Origin of the sequence: Micromonospora sp. CA-249363 (assembly GCF_050950185.1) — a bacterium.
Taxonomy (GTDB): domain Bacteria; phylum Actinomycetota; class Actinomycetes; order Mycobacteriales; family Micromonosporaceae; genus Micromonospora.
Map to the genome: position 1 here is coordinate 2168760 of NZ_CP192020.1, position 16804 is coordinate 2185563.

Genomic DNA, 16804 nt, shown 5'->3' on the forward strand with positions numbered 1-16804 from the left:
CGGGTGACTCCCGCTCACCCGGGCGCGGGTGACCCTACGGGGATGCGGGAGGGGATGTGATGGGCACGACGGCGACGAGGTACCTGGAGGGTCTGGACACGACCCGGCCCTTCGACCTGCCCGAGACCACCACCGGGACCGTCCGGCTGGACCTGCGCGAGGACGGGCACACCGAGCACTGGTACCTGACGGTGGCGGACCAGCACATCACGGTCACCCGCTCGGCCGAGGACGCGGACCTGGTCGTCCGCGCCGCCCGTACGGTCTTCGACGAGTTGTTCAACGGCGACCTGCCCCCGGGCACGGCGATGCTGCGCAACGAGCTGACCCTGCGGGGCGACATGCGGTTGCTGCTGGTGCTGCGGCGTGTCCTGCCCGGGCCGAGGAACGCCCGACACCCGCGCGAGCTGGGACGGGCAGCGTTGGCCCGGCGGGGCATGTCGGCCGGGCGGAGAGCCGTCGGCGGGCGGGACGGTCGGCCATGAGGCAGGGACTCGTGCACGTCCTCGCCGGCAACGTCTTCGCCATCAGCGACGCCCAGGGTGACGTCGAGGTGGATCCGCAGGCGCCCGTCGGGCTCTTCGCCTTCGACACCCGCTTCCTCTCGCACTGGGTGCTCACGGTCGACGGGGAGCGGATCAACGCGCTCTCCCGCGACGACATGACGTACTTCGAGACCCGCTTCTTCCTGGTGCCCGGCGCCGCGAGCCACTACGTCGACGCCGACGTGTCGATCATCCGGCACCGCTCGATCCACGAGTGCTTCCACGAGAAGATCACCGTGCTCAACCACTCGCCGCAGCCGGCGGAACTCACCCTGCGGATGGAGATGGGCAGCGACTTCGCCGACATCTCCGAGATCGGGCACCTGCGGCGGCGGGACGTACGGGTCGACGTCGACTCCGCGCACCAACGGCTCACCCTGCGCTACGAGCGGCAGCGGTTCGTCCGCGAGACGACGATCAGCAGCACCGCCGCGGTCGACGTGGACGAGGGCGGGATGACCTTCCGGATCCGCATCGCCCCGCACGGGCAGTGGGACACCGACCTGCACGTCGTCCTGACCGTCGTCGGGGAGGGCGGGCAGGACATGCGGCAGAGCCTTCAGGCGCACCAGCAGGCCGTCCGCACCGGGATGCGGGAGGACTTCCAGGACTGGCTGGAACGGGCGCCGCGGCTGGTGGCCGAACGCGACGGCCTGGAGGAGATGTACCGGGGGAGCCTCGCCGACCTGGCCGCGCTGCGGTACCGGCCACTGTCGACCGTCGAGCGCGTACCGGTCGCCGGCCTCCCGTGGTCGATGGCCTTCCTCGGGCGGGACAGCATCATCACCTGCCTGGAGACGCTGGCGTTCACCCCGGAGTTGACGCCGGCCACGCTGCGGATGCTGGCCCTGCTGCAGGGCGGGCACCTGGACGACGAACGTGAGGAGGAGCCCGGCAAGATCACGTCCGAGCTCCGGTACGGCGAGTCGAGCGTCTTCGGCGAGCGACCGAGCGCCGTGTACTACGCCGCCGCGGACATCACCCCGCTGTTCGTCGTGCTGCTCGACGAGTACGAGCGCTGGTCCGGCGACGCCCAGCTCGTCCACGAGCTGCGCCAACCCGCCCGGATGGCGCTCGACTGGATCGACGAGTACGCCGACATGACCGGTGACGGCTACGTGCGCTACCAGCGGCGCAACGGGCGCGTCGGCGCGGTCAACCAGTCCTGGAAGGATTCCGCGGACGCGATCGTCGACGCGCACGGGCGGCTGCCCGAGTTCCCCCGCGCCACCTGCGAGTTGCAGGGCTACGCGTACGACGCGAAGCGGCGCGGCGCGCGGCTGGCCCGCGAGTTCTGGGACGACCCGGAGTACGCCGACCGCCTCGATGAGGAGGCCGCAGCGCTCAAGGAGCGGTTCAACCGGGACTTCTGGCTGCCGCACCGGGAGTACTACGCGCTGGCGCTGGACCCGTACGGCGAACCGGTCGACGCCCTGTCGTCCAACATCGGGCACCTGCTGTGGAGCGGGATCGTCTCGGACGACCGGGCCGAGGCGGTCGCCGAGCACCTGCTGGGACCCCGGCTCTTCAACGGCTGGGGCGTACGGACGTTCGCCGCCGGTCAGCGCCCGTACAACCCGGTGGGATCGCACCTGGGTGCGGTGTGGCCGTCCGACAACGCCCTGATCGCCGCCGGGCTGCGGCACTACCGCTTCGACGCGCACGCGGCCCGGATCGCGAACGGCATCTTCGACCTGGCCCAGACGGTGGGCGGGGCGGTACCGGAGTTGATCGCCGGTTACGAGCGGAGCCTCACCAAGTATCCGGTCCAGTTGCCCTCGGCCGGGCGTCCGCAGTCGTGGTCCTCCGGGGCCCTGCTGATGTTGCTCGGCACCCTGCTGGGTCTGCGGCCCACTGGCGAGGACCTGCTGGTCAGGCCCGCTCTGCCCGCGGGTTTCGGACGCGTCGACCTGCTCGGCGTCCCCGGCCGCTGGGGACGCACCGACGCGTACGCCGGCGAGCGCTCCACCGAGCCCGTCAGCCCTCCCACGGTCCCGTTCCGGTCCTGAGATCGGCAGCCGTCGCGTCTCTCTCCACGGGCGCGGCCCGCTGGGTCGGGGGAGAGCGGTGGCGTTGCGCCTGGACGTGGCGGAAGCCCTGCACGGCGTGGCCCAGGCCGGCCAGCTCGCCGGGTCGGGCAGCGGCACGGACCGCCGTCAACAGCAGCACGACCGGACGTGTTCCGATGGACTCGTCGACGGGGAGACCGCCGAGCAGCCGCTCGGCGGTCTCCCCATTCATCCGGTCCGCGTTCATCTCTTGTCCCTCAGCGCCGCCCCGTCGGGCGATGTCACATCCGCCACCGCAGGGGGACGAGGAACACGACGTGAACGCGGGCCGGTGACCGCCGGACCGGGACTCAGCCCATGGTCTTCGCCCCGTCGATCGCCTCGCGCAGGATGTCGGCGTGCCCGGCGTGCTGGGACGTCTCGGCGATCAGGTGCAGCAGCACCCGACGCACCGTCCAACTCGCGCCCGGCTCGAACCAGGGCGCCTGTGGCAGCGGATGGGCCGTGTCCAGGTCGAGGGTGGCGATCAGCTCGTCGGTGTGGGCGGCGACCGCCTGGAACCGCTCGACCAGCCCGGCGAGGGTCTCGCCCGGCGTCATCTGGAACTGGCCGACCCAGTCGATCTCGGCCCGCTGCATCTCCTCGGCGCCACCCACGGCGAACAGCATCCACCGCTCCTCGGTGCTCGCGACGTGCTTGATCAGCCCGCCCGGGCAGAGCTCGCTCACGGTGCTGCGGGTGGCGGCCTGCTCGTCGGTCAGACCCTCGACGGTCTGCAGGAGGAAGCCCCGGTGTCGGCGCAGCGTCTGCAGCAGGTCGGCCCGTTCCCCGGTGAGCTGCGCGGTGCTGGTCATGGTGTCGCCCTTTCCTCGAAGTCCGTCCGCCCGCAGCCTAGGACTGGGCACCGACACTTCCCGGTCGGACACGACGGGGGCATCGGGGCGTCAGCGGTTGCCGATCGGGGTGCGGGACTGTCCACTGAATGACATGGGTGTCATCAAGGTGGGCACGTCGTCCTGGGCCGACCAGTCGCTGCTGCGCTCCGGCTGGTATCCCCGCTCGGCCAACACGCCGGCCGGCCGGCTGGCCTTCTACGCCGGTCGGTTCCCGCTGGTCGAAGTGGACACCTCCTACTACGCGGTGCCGGCGCCGGAGACGACACAGGGCTGGGTCGACGCGACGCCCGACGACTTCACCTTCGACGTCAAGGCGTTCAGCCTCTTCACCGGGCACCCGACGCCGGTCGCCGCGCTGCCGCGCGATCTGCGACCGACCGCCGGCCCCGCCCGGGTCCGCCGCCGTGACCTGCCCGAGCAGGCGTACGACGAGTTGTGGGCCCGCTTCCGGGCGGCGCTGGCCCCGGTCGCGGCCGCCGGCAAGTTGGGCACGGTGCTCCTGCAGTTCCCGCCCTGGCTGGCCCGCGGCGCCGCCGCCGAACGGCGCATCCTGGAGCTGGCCCAGCGGTGCCGGCCGTGGCGCGTGGCGGTGGAGCTGCGGCACGGGTCCTGGTTCGACGACGCCGCCACCACCGCGACCCTGGACCTGCTACGCGCGCACGACCTCTCACTGGTCTGCGTGGACATGCCGCAGGGTCATCCGTCGTCGGTGCCACCGATTCTGGCGCGCACGGCGGAGCCGGCGATCGTCCGGTTCCACGGCCACAGCGACGCGTGGCGCGACGGCGACAAGCAGGAGAAGTTCCGCTACGCGTACGCCGAGCGGGAGCTACGCGCCTGGGCGGAACGGCTGGCCGGCCTGGCCGGGGACGTCGACGACCTGCACGTGCTGTTCAACAACTGCTGCGCCGGGCAGGCACAACGGGATGCGACCCGGTTGGCGCAACTGCTCGCCGAGACCATGCTCGGCGAGACGCCGATGCCCGTCGGGCCGCGCCGGGCGTCCGACGGTCAGGCCGTCACGGCGTCGCCCGGCTGACCGCCGCCGCCCGCGTGCTCGCGGTCCGGGCACGCGGGCAGTCGCTGTTCAGGAGCGGCGACCCCGGGTGCGCAGCGCGTCCTGGGACCGCTCGTCGACGTCCGCGTCGTCGGGGAACGTCCGCCCGCTCGGCGCTGGATCGGGCGGCGCGCCCGGCCCCGCCATCGTGGTGCGGGTGGGTTCGACCGAGCCGAAGCCGTGCCGTCCGGCCGGGCTGCTCTGCCCGGCCGGCGCGCCCGCCCGCCGTTCACCGCGCCGCCCCTCGGGCACCGCCGTCTCCTCGCTGCCCTCGTCCATCGGCGAGTCGTCGTCCGCGCCCCAGGGGGCGTCGGCGTCGAAGCCGTCGCTGGTTCCCCACGGTTTGGTCGCCTCCGGTTCGAGCCGGTCACCGCCGCGTCCCTCGTGTGCCGTCATGGCCACCTCGCTCGGTCGGTCCGCCGCTGTTGACGGACGGGTTGCCCCTCCCGGGCCTGTCCACCTGGCGCGGACGCGGGATGGGCCGGTGTCGGCGTGACCCGTGCCCACCCCGGCCTGCCGCGCGGCGCAGGGCCGGCCGGCGTCCCGCCGTCGACGGTCCGACGGGGCCCGGCCGGCCCGACGCTCAGCGTCCGGCCATCGCCATCTGGCGCTTGCCGCCGACGCTCATGCCGATCTTGGCCAGGCCCATCGGGGCGCTGCGCATCCCGCCGGCACGGCTCATCAGGCCCCGCAGCACCTGGCCGGGCTTCTGCTGCTCACCCATGTACGCGGTGACCACGACCAGCGAGCCGGTCAGCGCCGGGATCGCCCACTGGAGCAGCTTCATCTGCCGCTGCGAGGAGGCGACGCTGGCCGGTGTCTGGTGGTTGGGCTCGGTGGGGCCGCTGACCGGCGGTCCGCCCGCCTTCTCCAAGCGCATACCGACCAACCGGCTGTAGCCGGTGACGGCGAGCGCGCCGATCGTCAGCGCGGTCTTGATGGCGCTGGCGCGGCCAACTCCGCGCTGGGCCGCCACCCGCGGGCTCTCGGTGACCAGTTCGCCGACCGCGCCGGCGAGGTGCGCGCCGATCGCGGCCGCGTTGACCGGTGTCCACTTGGACCAGCCGGCCGAGGCGACCGGGAGTCGCTGGGTCGAGTCGTTGATTTTCGCCGCTGCCCCGTTGACGCCGAAGGCACCCATGAGGGAGCCACCGAACCAGGCCGCCAGACCCAGATCGTGCATCGAGCGCAGTGCGGTGTGTCGTTCGGACATGTGATCCCCTTCCGCCGTGTCGGGCGAGGCGGCTTACCCGTCGCCCGGACGGCTAACCCCGTCGTCCGCCGGTCGATCCCCGCGGCGGGGACATCCGTGCTTTCCGGGGCCCGAACCGTCTTCGGGAGGAGTCGTCGGCGCGGCGGTGGGTAGGTCAGACGGACGCCGACGGAGAGGGGAACGGCATGTCGCAGCCGGACGAGGTCCGCGAGAAGACCCCCAAGACCGACGCGGTGCTCATGCACCCGGACAACGATCCGCACCGCACCACCGCCGAGGTCCCGCCGCGCAAGGACCACGCGCCGATCGAGGTGGAGCGCGACGGCGACCGGACACCGCTGGACCAGGAGGACTGAACGGACACGACGGAGGCCCCGCCGGGTGGCGGGGCCTCCGGTGGCGATACCGGTCAGGAGACCGAGATCGTCCCGTTGCTCGCGCGGACACACGACACCGCGCGGGCGGCGGTGACGGCCGCGCCGGCGAGGCACTGGCCGAGCACCTGGTGTCCGGTGGCGTTCGGGTGCCACGACTCCTGGCACGTCTGGAAGTAGCTGACGCAGGTGTTGGCGATCCGCTGAATGGCGATCTTGTCCTTGCCGGCGAGGCTCGTCACGAAGGTGCCGGTCGCGCCGTCCTGGAGCCGGATCGGGGTGGCCAGCGCGCCGGTCGGGCTGGACGTCGTCTCGCACAGCCGCGCGCCGTCGAAGGCCCGCTGCACGTTCAGGTAGACCAGGTCGTCGTTGGGGAACTCGGCGGCCAGGGTGTCCCGGGTGGACTTCACGATGCCGCCGAGGCCCTGGGAGAAGCGGTGCCCCGGGGCGAGGCTGGCCCGGTGGATCGGGCAACCGGCCGCGTACCGCTCGGCGCCGAGGTCACGGAACTTGTCCCGGGTGTCGTCGCGGCCGTCCTCCTCGTGGAACGCCGCGTTCAGGTCCAGCGGCAGCGGGTTCGTGTAGTCCTGGAACACCACCCGGTGCTGTCCATCCGCGTCCACCTGGTCGAGGGTGGTGAGGATCTGGCGTACGGCGGCGGTGGTCTCCGCGGTCGCCGCGCTGAGCTGCGCCGCGGTGGCCAGGTCGGCGTCGCTGCACGGCTTCTGCTCCACCGGCCCGTTCAGGTACGCCCAGAACTCCCACCAGCCGGTCCAGGCGTCGGCGATGAACCGGTTGGCGCACTTCTCCGCCACGCTGCCGAAGGTGAACGAGCTGTTGTTGGAACCCAGGCCGATCAGCACCAGGTCGATGTCCTGGGTCTGCGCGACGGCACGCAGTTGGTCGAGCTGCGCGGCGACCGTGCGGCCGTTGGTCCGTGCCTGGGAGGCGGCGGCGATGTCGTGGGGCTGACCGCCGGAGCAGGCCAGGTTGAACCGGTTCTGGATGCCGGGCAGGTTCGCCTGGTTCAGCGAGGCGTTCGCCGACCGGTGGCAGAAGAACGCGTTGTTGTTCGGGGCCGTCCAGCCGGGAAAGCCCTGGGTGACCCCGTTGGCGTCGACCACCGGGGTGTACGCCCCGGCGCCCTCCCCGCTGATGAAGCTGTCGCCGAGCGCCACGGCGGCGGTGGGCAGCGCGGCGGTCGCGGGGGCGGGCAGCGCGATGGCGGTCGACAGCGCGGCCGTGACGATCGTGAGTGCCGCGGCGAGCGCGGTGCGGCGGAACCTGGGCATGGGGCCCCCATCCATCGAAAGATGAAAGATTCTCTGAGAGCGCGATCAGATCACCCCCGTGCAACGGGCGTCAATGGCCCGTAACAGAATCTTTCGACGAACGACACGTCCGTGTCGGCGCAGCGTTGTGCGCCCACTGTGGATGGGATGCGGTGCGGGCCGTCGACTACGTCAGGGGTGACGCCGGCCGCGCACGGCCGCGCCCAGCGCGTTCAGACCAACGCCCCAGATCAGGAGTACGCACAGCCACTGCGCCCACCGCAGCACGCTCATCTCCCCGGAGAGCAGGTTGCGGACGCTGCCGAACGGTGTGAGCCACGGCTGCGCCGGACGCAGCGCGTCCACGGCCCCGAACAGCCCGAACAGGCCCAGCGGGAGGACGATCGTGGCGAGGAACGCGACCACCCGCGAGCGCAGCAGCAGACCCAGCCCGGTGCCGACCAGACCGGCGACCACCTGCACCAGCACGCTGCCCACCGCGACCGTGCCGACGTGTCGCCACGGGTCGGCCGCCCCGTCGGCCGGGCTCAAGGCCAGGGTCGCGGCGCAGATCACCACGCCGGCCACCCCGATCACGACGGCCGGCAGCAGCACCCCGGGCACCGTCGGGACGACACCGGCGGACGCCCGGCGCAGATCGTGCACGAGCAGGATGCCGAACAGCGGCGTCGCCACCGACATCAGGCTCTGGACCGTGCCGGACAGGTCGACGAACGTCCGATCGGCGGGCGCCGCCGCCGCGACGAGGGCCACGGCGGTGAGCAGCCCCGCCAGCAGGGTGCCTACGAGCAGCCGCCGCCGGGCACGCGTACCGAGGGAGCGCCGCAGGGCGTCTCGTGTCGTCTCCCGCACCCCGACCCCCTCCGGCGTCGTCGTACCCGGAGAGGGAATCGTAAGGGCGTGGTTGTCTCTGCGTGGTCCCGCGACCACGGGGCGCACCGGCAGGCAGGTCGGTCCCCGACGGCGTGACCGGCCCGCCCGCCCGGCAGGCGAACGTCACCGACCGTTCCGGCCGGAGACAGCGGTACGCGATATGCGCTGCCTCGTCTCCTTTGTGCTCACCGGATGTGACGGGCGTGGACAGTGTTGGATCTCGGTCTCTACAGTTCCCCCGTCTGGCCGTCTCACATACACGGGGGTTGCGGTGGCCATTGGCCGCTCCATGCATGCTGTCCACATTCCGAGATCATCTACCCGCCGTCTGGTAGCCGCCGGGTTCGCGGCGTCCCTCGGCGTCGCGCTCCTCGCCGCGCCGGCGTCGGCGGCACCGGCGTCGGCCGCACCGACGGGTGCCGCCGCGTCGAGCGCAACGACCGCGCGGGACGCCGCCCAGGCGACCGCCACGGCAACGCGCACCGGTCAGCGCGTCGAGGTCGTCTCCGCACGTGACGAGCTGACCCAGGTCTTCGCCAAGCCCGGCGGAGGCTTCGTCGCCGAGACCGCCGCCGTTCCGCAGCGGATCCGTCAGGCCGACGGCGCCTGGTCCGAGGTCGACCTGTCGCTCCGTCGCACGGCGACCGGCTGGCGACCGGCGGTCTCCCCGGCCACCGTGCTGTTCTCGGCCGGCGGGCGCGGTCCCGCGGCCACCCTGACCAACGGCGCCAGGCCGATGACGCTGGGCTGGCCGGGTGAGCTGCCCGCGCCGAGGGTGTCCGGGGACGCCGCCACCTACCCCGAGGTCCTGCCGGGTGTGGACCTGGTGCTGACCGCCACCCACACCGGCTTCACCCACGTCCTGGTGGTGAAGACCCCGCAGGCCGCGGCGAACCCGGCGCTGCGGGAGATCCGCTTCGACCTCGGGGGCGACGCGCAGGTCCGGCGCGAGGCCGACGGCTCGCTGCGGGCTCTCGCCGGCGGGGCGGAGGTGGCCCGCGCCGCCACCGCCGAGATGTGGGACTCCTCCGGTTCGGCCGGTGCGCCTCGTGCGGCGGCCTCCTCGCCGTCCGGTCCCGGCGTGGCCGCCCGCACCGCCCCGGTGGCGACCGCCGTGGACGCGGCAGGTGACCTCGTGCTGCGCCCGTCGGCGGGTCTGCTCGACCCGGCCAAGGCGACCTTCCCGGTCTACATCGACCCGGCCTGGTCGGCCCTGCCCTCCCGCTGGGCGTACGCCACGAACAACAACTCCACCAACAGCGACACCTCGGCTGCGCGGGTCGGATTGAACTCGGACAACGGAGTCGTCTACCGCTCCTACTTCGAGTTCCCGATCGGCAACCTCAGCGGCAAGATCATCAGGTCGGCGTCCGTGCAGGTGGGGGTGACCCACACCTGGTCCTGCTTCGACACCCCGACCTATCTCTACCAGTCCGGCGTGATCACGAGCATCCCGCGCACCGCGTGGGCGCCCGCGCTGACCACGCTGCGTGCCTCCGCCAACTCGCACGCCAACGGAGGGTCGGGCTGCGTCGACTCCCCGCAGCCGCCGATGACGGTGCGGTTCACCGGTAGCGTCGCCGCCGGCCTCAGCAGCGCGGCGGCCGCGCACCTGAGCACGATCACCTACGGGCTCTGCGCGTGCAGCGACTCGTCCGGCACCGGCGAGAGCACGGCGAACCGGTGGAAGAAGTTCGACCCGACCACGGCACGTCTGTTGGTCGACTACGACACGCCGCCCACCCAGCCCACCGCTCTCCAGGTCGGTGGCGTGGCCTGTGTCCCGGGCGACCGGGTCACCCTCGCCACCCCGCCGACCCTGTCCGCCGTCTTCCCCGACGCGGACAGCGGTCAGGTCCTCCAGACGGAGTACGAACTGCTGGAGGTTCCCGCCTCGGGCGTCTACGACAGCTCCACTCCGCGCATGACTCCGCCGACCGGCTCGACCGTGACGGCCGGCGGCCGCTCCACCACGGCCGCGGTGACCGGCACGGCCAACGGGAAGTCGTACGCCTTCCGGACCCGCAGTGACGACGGCTACGTGACCAGCCCCTGGTCGGCGTGGTGCGAGTTCACGATCGACAACCAGCCGCCCACGGTGAGCGTCGACGCGGTCACCACTCCCGCCCCGCCCGGGCAGCTCTACACCTACAAGCTGCGCTCGCCGGACCTGGACGTGGTCAGTTTCCGCTACGGCTGGAGCAGCCCGCCCACCGAGGAGGCGGAGGCCGGCACCAGCCTCGGCTGGACCGGCAAGACCGTGTCGGTGACCCTGAGCACGCCCGCCTACGGCACGAACACGCTGTACGTGGCCGCCGTGGACAGCGTCGGGAACGTTGGCTACAGCTCGCTTGTTATCGAGGTGCCGGCGCCGTAGGGCGGCCGACCTCGAACCGGTCACGGCGCGGCTGACGCGTCGAAACCGGACAACACCACACGATGGGCGAGGCCCGCATCCATGACCTGGATGCGGGCCTCGACTGCGGGGTGCCGCCGTCGTGTCACATCTGCCGGTTAGGCTCGCTGCGGCGCGCGCCGGCCGACCGACAGTTGGGACGCGGGCACCACACCGCCGAGACCGGGGAGTACGAACGAGTTGACCGCAGAGCCTGACACCCTGTACGGGGCCGATGACCTCACCCACCTTGAGGGGCTGGACGCCGTTCGCAAGCGGCCCGGCATGTACATCGGTTCCACCGACAGCCGTGGCGTGGGTCACCTCGTCAACGAGATCCTCGACAACTCCACCGACGAGGGCGTCGCCGGTCACGCCAGCCACGTCGAGGTGATCCTGCACCCCGACGGTTCGGTCCAGGTCGACGACGACGGTCGGGGCATCCCCACCGACGTGCACGCCAAGTCCGGCATCTCCGGCGTCGAGCTGGTGCTGACCCGGCTGCACGCGGGCGGCAAGTTCGGCGGCTCCGGCTACAAGACCTCCGGTGGTCTGCACGGCGTGGGCGCCTCCGCCGTCAACGCGCTGTCCCGCCGTTTCGACGTCACCGTCCGTCGAGGCGGCAAGGTCCACTCGATGTCCTTCCGGCACGGCGTACCCGGGATCTTCGACGGCGACGGGCCGGACGCGCCCTTCACCGCCGGTCCGGGCCTGCAGGTGACCGGGGCGATGAAGCGCGGCCAGCGCACCGGCACCTCCATCCGCTGGTGGCACGACGCCCGCTACTTCGAGACCGGCGCGGCGCTCGACGTCGACGCCGTCCGGATGAAGCTGCGCAACACCGCCTTCCTGGTCCCCGGCGTGACGTACCTGCTGCGGGACCTGACCGGTGAGGCACCCGTCGAGGAGCGGTTCCACTACCCCAACGGGCTCAGCGACATGGTCGAGTTTCTCGCGCCGGCCGGCGACCGGCCGGTGTCCGGCATCCTGCTTGTCAACGGCGAGGGGACGTACCGGGAGAACGCCGCCGACGCCAACGGTGTCATGCAGTCCAATGTGCAGCGCCGCGCCGAGGTCGAGGTGGCGTTCCGCTGGGGCACCGGCTACGAGCGCACCGTCGAGTGCTTCACCAACACCATCCGCAACGCCCACGGCGGCACCCACCGCAAGGGCTTCGAACGGGCCCTGGTGCGCACCCTCGCCGACGCCGTCCGCAACACCCGTGGTCTGCTCAAGGCCAAGGAGGAGCCGCCCACCCTGGACGACGTCCTGGAGGGCATGACGGCCGTGGTGCACGTGCGGATCCCGGAGCCGCAGTTCACCTCCCAGACCAAGGACGAGCTGTCCACCACCGGCATCACCAAGGTCATCCAGAGCCTGGTGGACGCGCACGTCAAGTCGTGGCTGGAGGATCGGCGCACCAAGGCCGAGGCGCGCGTCGTCCTCCAGAAGATCGTCGACGCGGCGCGGGTACGACTCACCCAGAAGCAGCAGAAGGACGCCGCCCGGCGCAAGACCGCCCTGGAGGGCGCGTCCATGCCGCCGAAGCTGGTCGACTGTCGAGCGACCGGCATCGACCGCAGCGAGCTGTTCATCGTGGAGGGTGACAGCGCCCTCGGCACGAGCAGAATGGCCCGCTCCTCGGAATACCAGGCGCTGCTGCCGATCCGGGGCAAGATCCTCAACGTGCAGAAGGCCAACCTCCAGCAGGTTCTGGACAATGCCGAGTGCGCGGCCATCGTCCAGGTGCTCGGGGCGGGCTCGGGGCGGACGTTCGACCTTCCCGCGCTGCGCTACGGCCGCGTCCTGATCATGGCCGACGCCGACGTGGACGGCGCGCACATCCGTACGCTGCTGATCACCCTGTTCGCCCGCTACATGCGACCGTTGATCGAGGCAGGCCGGCTCTACGCCGCGATGCCGCCCCTGCACAAGATCACCACCAAGGGGCGGAACCCGCAGACCGTCTACACCTACACCCAGGCCGAGATGGAGGCGACGGTCCGCAAGCTGGAGAAGGCCGGCAAGCAGATCGTCACCCCCATCCCGCGCTTCAAGGGCCTCGGTGAGATGGACGCCGACGAGCTGTGGGAGACCACGATGAACCCCGCCACCCGGGCCGTCCGCCGGATCACCCTCGACGACGTGGACGCCGCCGAGCGCATCCTCGAACTGCTGATGGGCGAGAAGGTCGAGCCGCGCCGCAACTGGCTGATCGACTCCGCCGACCGCGTCGACCGTGAGGCGATCGACGCATGAGCCGACGTTCCGTTCGAGTGGAGAGCTGAGTCATGGCACGCCGCAAGGAAAACAAGGTCGACCTCTCCTCGTTCGACCAGGCTGGCGCGCGGGTCTTCGACAATCCGCTGGTCACCGAGGTCTCCGACTCCTATCTGGAGTACGCCTTCTCGGTCATCCACTCCCGCGCCCTGCCGGACGCCCGCGACGGCCTCAAGCCCGTGCACCGGCGCATCCTCTGGTCCATGTACGAGCAGGGCTACCGCCCCGATCGAGGCCATGTGAAGTCCGCCCGCATCGTGGGCGACTGCTTCGTCGCCGGCACACTCGTCTCGACGCCCAGCGGTCTGCGGGCGATTGAGGAAGTCGAAGTCGGGGACCTCGTGCTTGACGGCGATGGAACCTCCGTACCGGTGACTGCTGTTTATCGGAATCCGACCTCCGAACTGGTGCGCGTGACCTGGAGCAACGGGCACACGATGCTCGTCACGCCGGGCCAGCGCTTCCGCGTGGTCGCCGACGACCTCTCTGTCGAATGGGCGGAGGCTCGAGACCTCTCTGGGCGACTGACACTGGCCTACGGCAGTCGTCGCAACGCGCTGCCGACTCCCGCCGGCGACGTCTATGACTATGTGCGTGGGTTGCTGGTGGCGGAAGGCTTTCCTGTCCATCGGTCTCGCGAGGCGGACGGTCGGGTCCGAATCCACATGTGTGACGTCGAGCCGCTGGATGTCGCTCACGGCTGGGCCATCGCCAGTGGATTGAATGTCTCGCGAGGTAAGCGCGAGGCGCGTAACCCTCTCCATCGCGACCAGCACATTCTGACCTTCAGCCGGCACGAGGGCCTGCTGGAGGCGACCCAGCCGCTCAGCCGGGACAAGTACATACCCCGCGACATCGTCGAGAGCCGGTCGGCGTGGGCGCCGTTCCTCGCTGGCTTCTTCGACGGAGACGGTTACGTCCGTAAGCGCTTCAGGGAGATCGCCTTCGTCAGCACGAGTGAAGTGCTGGTACGACAGATCTACGCCATGCTCGCCGACCTTGGGCTGCATGGACATCACTGGACCAGTGGTCGTGCCTCCGCAGGTAACCCACTTTTCGGTCTCTCGGTCAGCGGGCGGGACGCCGCAGACCTTGCCCGGTTGCTGCTGCCTTGGGTGCGGATCGGCTACAAGCACGACGGCTTGCAGCGGGTCGCCGCGATCGGCTATGAGTACAGCGGCAAGCAGGGCAACGACCGGTTGCCGTACGGTCCGGTCATCGCGGAGTTCACGGCAGCGCATCAGGGCGGCGGGTGGTTCCGGGACCAGGACGGAAAGGCATTCCGCGACTCGCTCTCGGCGAGCGGTGGCCCGAAGGTGCGATATGGCAAGGACCGCAATGGCGTTCCGCTCGCGGAACGGTCGTTCCAGTTGGAGCGGGCGGTACGAGACGGCTGGATCCGCAAACTCCGTCGCCTCGGGTCACCGCTCGCTGCTCGGCTCGACGCGTTGGTCGGTGATTCGTTCCTGCGGGTCACCTCCGTTGAGGCGGTTTCCCCCGACGTCACGTATGACATCCAGGTCGGCAGCGACGACCACGCGTTCGTAGCAGAGGGCTACGTCGTGCACAACTGCATGGGTAAGTACCATCCGCACGGCGACGGGGCGATCTACGACGCGATGGTCCGCCTCGCACAGGACTTCTCGGTGAACGTGCCGCTCATCGACGGGCACGGCAACTTCGGCTCCCCGGACGACGGCCCGGCCGCGTCGCGCTACACCGAGGCGCGGATGTCCCGGGAGGCCATGCTGCTCGTCGGTGAGCTGGGCGAGGACACGGTCGACGTCGAGCCCAACTACGACGGGTCGTTGACGCAGCCGACCGTGCTGCCGGCGGCCTTTCCCAACCTGCTGGTCAACGGCGCGTCCGGGATCGCGGTCGGGATGGCCACCAACATGATCCCGCACAACCTCGCCGAGGTCGTCTCGGCGGCCCGCTGGCTGATCAACCACCCGGACGCCACTCTGGACAAGCTCATGGAGTTCGTCCCCGGGCCCGACCTGCCCACCGGTGGCATGTTGCTCGGCCTCGACGAGGTGCGCCGCGCGTACGAGACGGGTCGCGGCGTGGTGCGCATGCGCGGCAAGGTGGAGATCGGCCCGATCGAGGGCAGCCGGGGCCGTCAGGCGATCACCGTCGTCGAACTGCCGTACGGGATCGGCGCGGAGAAGGTGATCGCGGCGATCACCAACGAGGTCACCAAGACCAAGCGGCTGACCGGCATCGCCGACGTCAAGGACCTCACCGACCGGGAGAGCGGCACCCGCCTGGTGATCGAGTGCAAGGTGGGGGTCAACCCGCAGGCGTTGCTCGCCGACCTGTACCGGTTGACCCCGTTGGAGCAGTCCTTTGGCGTCAACAACCTCGTGCTGGTCGACGGTCAGCCCCGTACCCTCGGGTTGAAGGCCCTGTTGGAGGTCTTCCTCGCCCACCGGTACGAGGTGGTCACCCGGCGCAGCGCCTACCGCCGCCGTAAGCGCGAGGAGCGGTTGCACCTGGTCGACGGTCTGCTGGTCGCGCTGCTCGACATCGACCGGGTGGTGCGGCTGATCCGGGGCAGCGACGACGCGCAGGCGGCCAAGGACGGGCTGATGAGCCAGTTCGGTCTCTCCGACATCCAGGCCACCTACATCCTGGACACGCCACTGCGCCGCCTCACCAAGTTCGACCGGATCGAGCTGGAGGCCGAGCAGGAGCGGCTGCGCGCCGAGATCGCCGAGCTGTCCACGATCCTCGACGACGAGCGAGTGCTCAAGAAGCTGGTCTCCGACGAACTGGCGGCCGTGGTCAAGCAGTTCGCCGCCGAACGGCGTACGACGCTCGTCGACGGTGACCTGAAGGAGGTGCTGGCGGCGTCCGCGCCGGCCGGCCCGCTTGAGGTCGCCGACGACCCGTGCCAGGTGATCCTCTCGGCGACCGGGCTGGTCGCCCGGACCGCAGCCGAGTCGGAGGAGAGCGCCGAGGGGCGTCGGCGCAACGGCCGGGTCAAGCACGACACGGTACGCGCGATCGTGCACTCCACGGCCCGTGGTCGGGTGCTGCTGGTCACCAGCGCGGGCCGCGCCTTCAAGATCGACGTACTGCCGTTGCCGGTGCTGCCCGAGCAGGCCGGCACGGTGTCGCTGCGCGGCGGCATGTCCGCGGCCGAGCTGGTGCCGCTGGAGGCGGGGGAGACCGTCGTCGGTCTGGCCCCGCTCGGCGCCGCTGCCGACGCCTCACCCGGGCTGGCGCTGGGCACCCGGCAGGGCGTGGTCAAGATCTGCGCTCCGGAGTGGCCGGTGCGCTCCGACGAGTTCGAGGTGATCGGCCTGCGGGACGGTGACGAGGTGGTCGGGGCGACCTGGCTGACCGACAACACCGACACGCTGACGTTCGTGACCTCGGAGGCGTCGTTGCTGCGCTTCGCGGCTTCAGTGGTACGCCCGCAGGGCCTCAAGGGCGGTGGCATGGCGGGCATCAACCTGCCGGCCGGGGCGCGGGTGGTCTTCTTCGGCGCGGTACGCACCGACGATCCGGGTCACGGCGAGCCGATGGTGGTCACCTCCACGGGAGCGACGGTCAAGGTCACGCCGTTCCAGGCGTACCCCGCGAAGGGCCGGGCGACCGGCGGCGTGCGTGCCCACCGCTTCCTCAAGGGTGAGACGGACGTCGCCGTGGCCTGGGTCGGGCCGCGTCCGGTCGGCGCGACCGCCACCGGCGAGCCGGTCGAACTGCCGGCGGCGGACCCCCGCCGCGACGGCAGCGGCTTCGCGGTCATGCTCGGCCCAACGGTCATCGGCCACCTGATCGAACGCGACTAACCCCCCCCGCCCGGCCCCCCGGTCCCCGCCCGGGCCCCCGGCCCCGCCGACCCCGGTTGATCATGAAGTT

The 16804-nt window shown here is 71.3% G+C and carries 12 protein-coding genes and 3 pseudogenes; 9 read left to right on the forward strand and 6 right to left on the reverse strand.

Translation table 11 applies throughout. The annotated features are described in order from the left end of the window. Nucleotides 1–59 precede the first annotated feature (59 nt). Together ACQPZK_RS09990 and ACQPZK_RS09995 are read left to right on the forward strand one after the other, a co-directional pair. On the forward strand, nt 60–485 hold the full coding sequence (locus ACQPZK_RS09990; RefSeq protein ID WP_433538024.1) for an SCP2 sterol-binding domain-containing protein: 426 nt from the start codon (nt 60–62) through the stop codon (nt 483–485). Next, nucleotides 482–2554: an amylo-alpha-1,6-glucosidase gene (locus ACQPZK_RS09995; protein ID WP_433538025.1), complete on the forward strand. Its 2073-nt coding sequence runs from the start codon at nt 482–484 to the stop codon at nt 2552–2554. The genes ACQPZK_RS09990 and ACQPZK_RS09995 overlap by 4 nt, the downstream gene beginning before the upstream one ends. Here the strand turns inward: ACQPZK_RS09995 and ACQPZK_RS10000 are convergent. Next, nucleotides 2523–2801: a hypothetical protein gene (locus tag ACQPZK_RS10000; RefSeq protein WP_433538026.1), complete on the reverse strand. Its 279-nt coding sequence runs from the start codon at nt 2799–2801 to the stop codon at nt 2523–2525. The genes ACQPZK_RS09995 and ACQPZK_RS10000 overlap by 32 nt on opposite strands. A gap of 103 nt (nt 2802–2904) precedes the next feature. Continuing rightward, nucleotides 2905–3408 (reverse strand): DinB family protein, encoded by a 504-nt coding sequence (locus ACQPZK_RS10005; protein WP_433538027.1) that lies wholly within the window; start codon nt 3406–3408, stop codon nt 2905–2907. A gap of 133 nt (nt 3409–3541) precedes the next feature. Between ACQPZK_RS10005 and ACQPZK_RS10010 the strand changes: the two genes are divergently transcribed. Next, nucleotides 3542–4489, forward strand: coding sequence for a DUF72 domain-containing protein (locus ACQPZK_RS10010; protein WP_433538028.1), 948 nt, complete (start codon nt 3542–3544; stop codon nt 4487–4489). Between the two features lie 48 nt (nt 4490–4537). On the opposite strand, the gene ACQPZK_RS10015 is transcribed toward ACQPZK_RS10010, so the two are convergent. Both ACQPZK_RS10015 and ACQPZK_RS10020 read right to left on the reverse strand, forming a co-directional pair. Further along, a complete protein-coding gene (locus ACQPZK_RS10015; protein ID WP_433538029.1) occupies nt 4538–4903 on the reverse strand; it encodes a hypothetical protein in 366 nt (121 codons plus the stop codon). Between the two features lie 187 nt (nt 4904–5090). After that, nucleotides 5091–5720 carry a hypothetical protein gene (locus tag ACQPZK_RS10020; protein WP_425728098.1) on the reverse strand — a complete coding sequence of 210 codons (630 nt, stop codon included), beginning with the start codon at nt 5718–5720 and terminating at the stop codon, nt 5091–5093. A gap of 185 nt (nt 5721–5905) precedes the next feature. Between ACQPZK_RS10020 and ACQPZK_RS10025 the strand changes: the two genes are divergently transcribed. After that, nucleotides 5906–6076 (forward strand): hypothetical protein, encoded by a 171-nt coding sequence (locus ACQPZK_RS10025; protein WP_433538030.1) that lies wholly within the window; start codon nt 5906–5908, stop codon nt 6074–6076. A 53-nt stretch (nt 6077–6129) separates the two neighbouring features. On the opposite strand, the gene ACQPZK_RS10030 is transcribed toward ACQPZK_RS10025, so the two are convergent. Both ACQPZK_RS10030 and ACQPZK_RS10035 read right to left on the reverse strand, forming a co-directional pair. Continuing rightward, nucleotides 6130–7386 (reverse strand): hypothetical protein, encoded by a 1257-nt coding sequence (locus ACQPZK_RS10030; RefSeq protein WP_433538031.1) that lies wholly within the window; start codon nt 7384–7386, stop codon nt 6130–6132. Between the two features lie 171 nt (nt 7387–7557). After that, nucleotides 7558–8238: a hypothetical protein gene (locus ACQPZK_RS10035; RefSeq protein WP_433538032.1), complete on the reverse strand. Its 681-nt coding sequence runs from the start codon at nt 8236–8238 to the stop codon at nt 7558–7560. Nucleotides 8239–8548: 310 nt separating this feature from the next. Here ACQPZK_RS10035 and ACQPZK_RS10040 point away from each other — a divergent pair, with 310 nt between their 5' ends. The 5 genes and pseudogenes from ACQPZK_RS10040 to ACQPZK_RS10060 form a co-directional block, all read left to right on the forward strand. Continuing rightward, nucleotides 8549–10636: a hypothetical protein gene (locus tag ACQPZK_RS10040; RefSeq protein ID WP_433538033.1), complete on the forward strand. Its 2088-nt coding sequence runs from the start codon at nt 8549–8551 to the stop codon at nt 10634–10636. Between the two features lie 219 nt (nt 10637–10855). Next, nucleotides 10856–12913: a DNA gyrase/topoisomerase IV subunit B gene (locus ACQPZK_RS10045; RefSeq protein ID WP_433538034.1), complete on the forward strand. Its 2058-nt coding sequence runs from the start codon at nt 10856–10858 to the stop codon at nt 12911–12913. A 32-nt stretch (nt 12914–12945) separates the two neighbouring features. Next, nucleotides 12946–13200 (forward strand): annotated as a pseudogene (locus tag ACQPZK_RS10050) (DNA gyrase subunit A); the annotation flags it as partial. After that, nucleotides 13192–14478, forward strand: a pseudogene (locus ACQPZK_RS10055) (LAGLIDADG family homing endonuclease); the annotation flags it as partial. The pseudogenes ACQPZK_RS10050 and ACQPZK_RS10055, both read left to right, overlap by 9 nt. A gap of 15 nt (nt 14479–14493) precedes the next feature. Next, a pseudogene (locus ACQPZK_RS10060) lies at nt 14494–16734 on the forward strand (DNA gyrase/topoisomerase IV subunit A); the annotation flags it as partial. Between the last annotated feature and the right edge of the window lie 70 nt (nt 16735–16804).

Coding starts and splice junctions, on each gene's coding strand:
- ACQPZK_RS09990 (WP_433538024.1), top strand. CDS start 60: ATGGGCACGACGGCGACGAGGTACCTGGAGGGTCTGGACACGACCCGG.
- ACQPZK_RS09995 (WP_433538025.1), top strand. CDS start 482: ATGAGGCAGGGACTCGTGCACGTCCTCGCCGGCAACGTCTTCGCCATC.
- ACQPZK_RS10000 (WP_433538026.1), bottom strand. CDS start 2,801: ATGAACGCGGACCGGATGAATGGGGAGACCGCCGAGCGGCTGCTCGGC.
- ACQPZK_RS10005 (WP_433538027.1), bottom strand. CDS start 3,408: ATGACCAGCACCGCGCAGCTCACCGGGGAACGGGCCGACCTGCTGCAG.
- ACQPZK_RS10010 (WP_433538028.1), top strand. CDS start 3,542: ATGGGTGTCATCAAGGTGGGCACGTCGTCCTGGGCCGACCAGTCGCTG.
- ACQPZK_RS10015 (WP_433538029.1), bottom strand. CDS start 4,903: ATGACGGCACACGAGGGACGCGGCGGTGACCGGCTCGAACCGGAGGCG.
- ACQPZK_RS10020 (WP_425728098.1), bottom strand. CDS start 5,720: ATGTCCGAACGACACACCGCACTGCGCTCGATGCACGATCTGGGTCTG.
- ACQPZK_RS10025 (WP_433538030.1), top strand. CDS start 5,906: ATGTCGCAGCCGGACGAGGTCCGCGAGAAGACCCCCAAGACCGACGCG.
- ACQPZK_RS10030 (WP_433538031.1), bottom strand. CDS start 7,386: ATGCCCAGGTTCCGCCGCACCGCGCTCGCCGCGGCACTCACGATCGTC.
- ACQPZK_RS10040 (WP_433538033.1), top strand. CDS start 8,549: ATGCATGCTGTCCACATTCCGAGATCATCTACCCGCCGTCTGGTAGCC.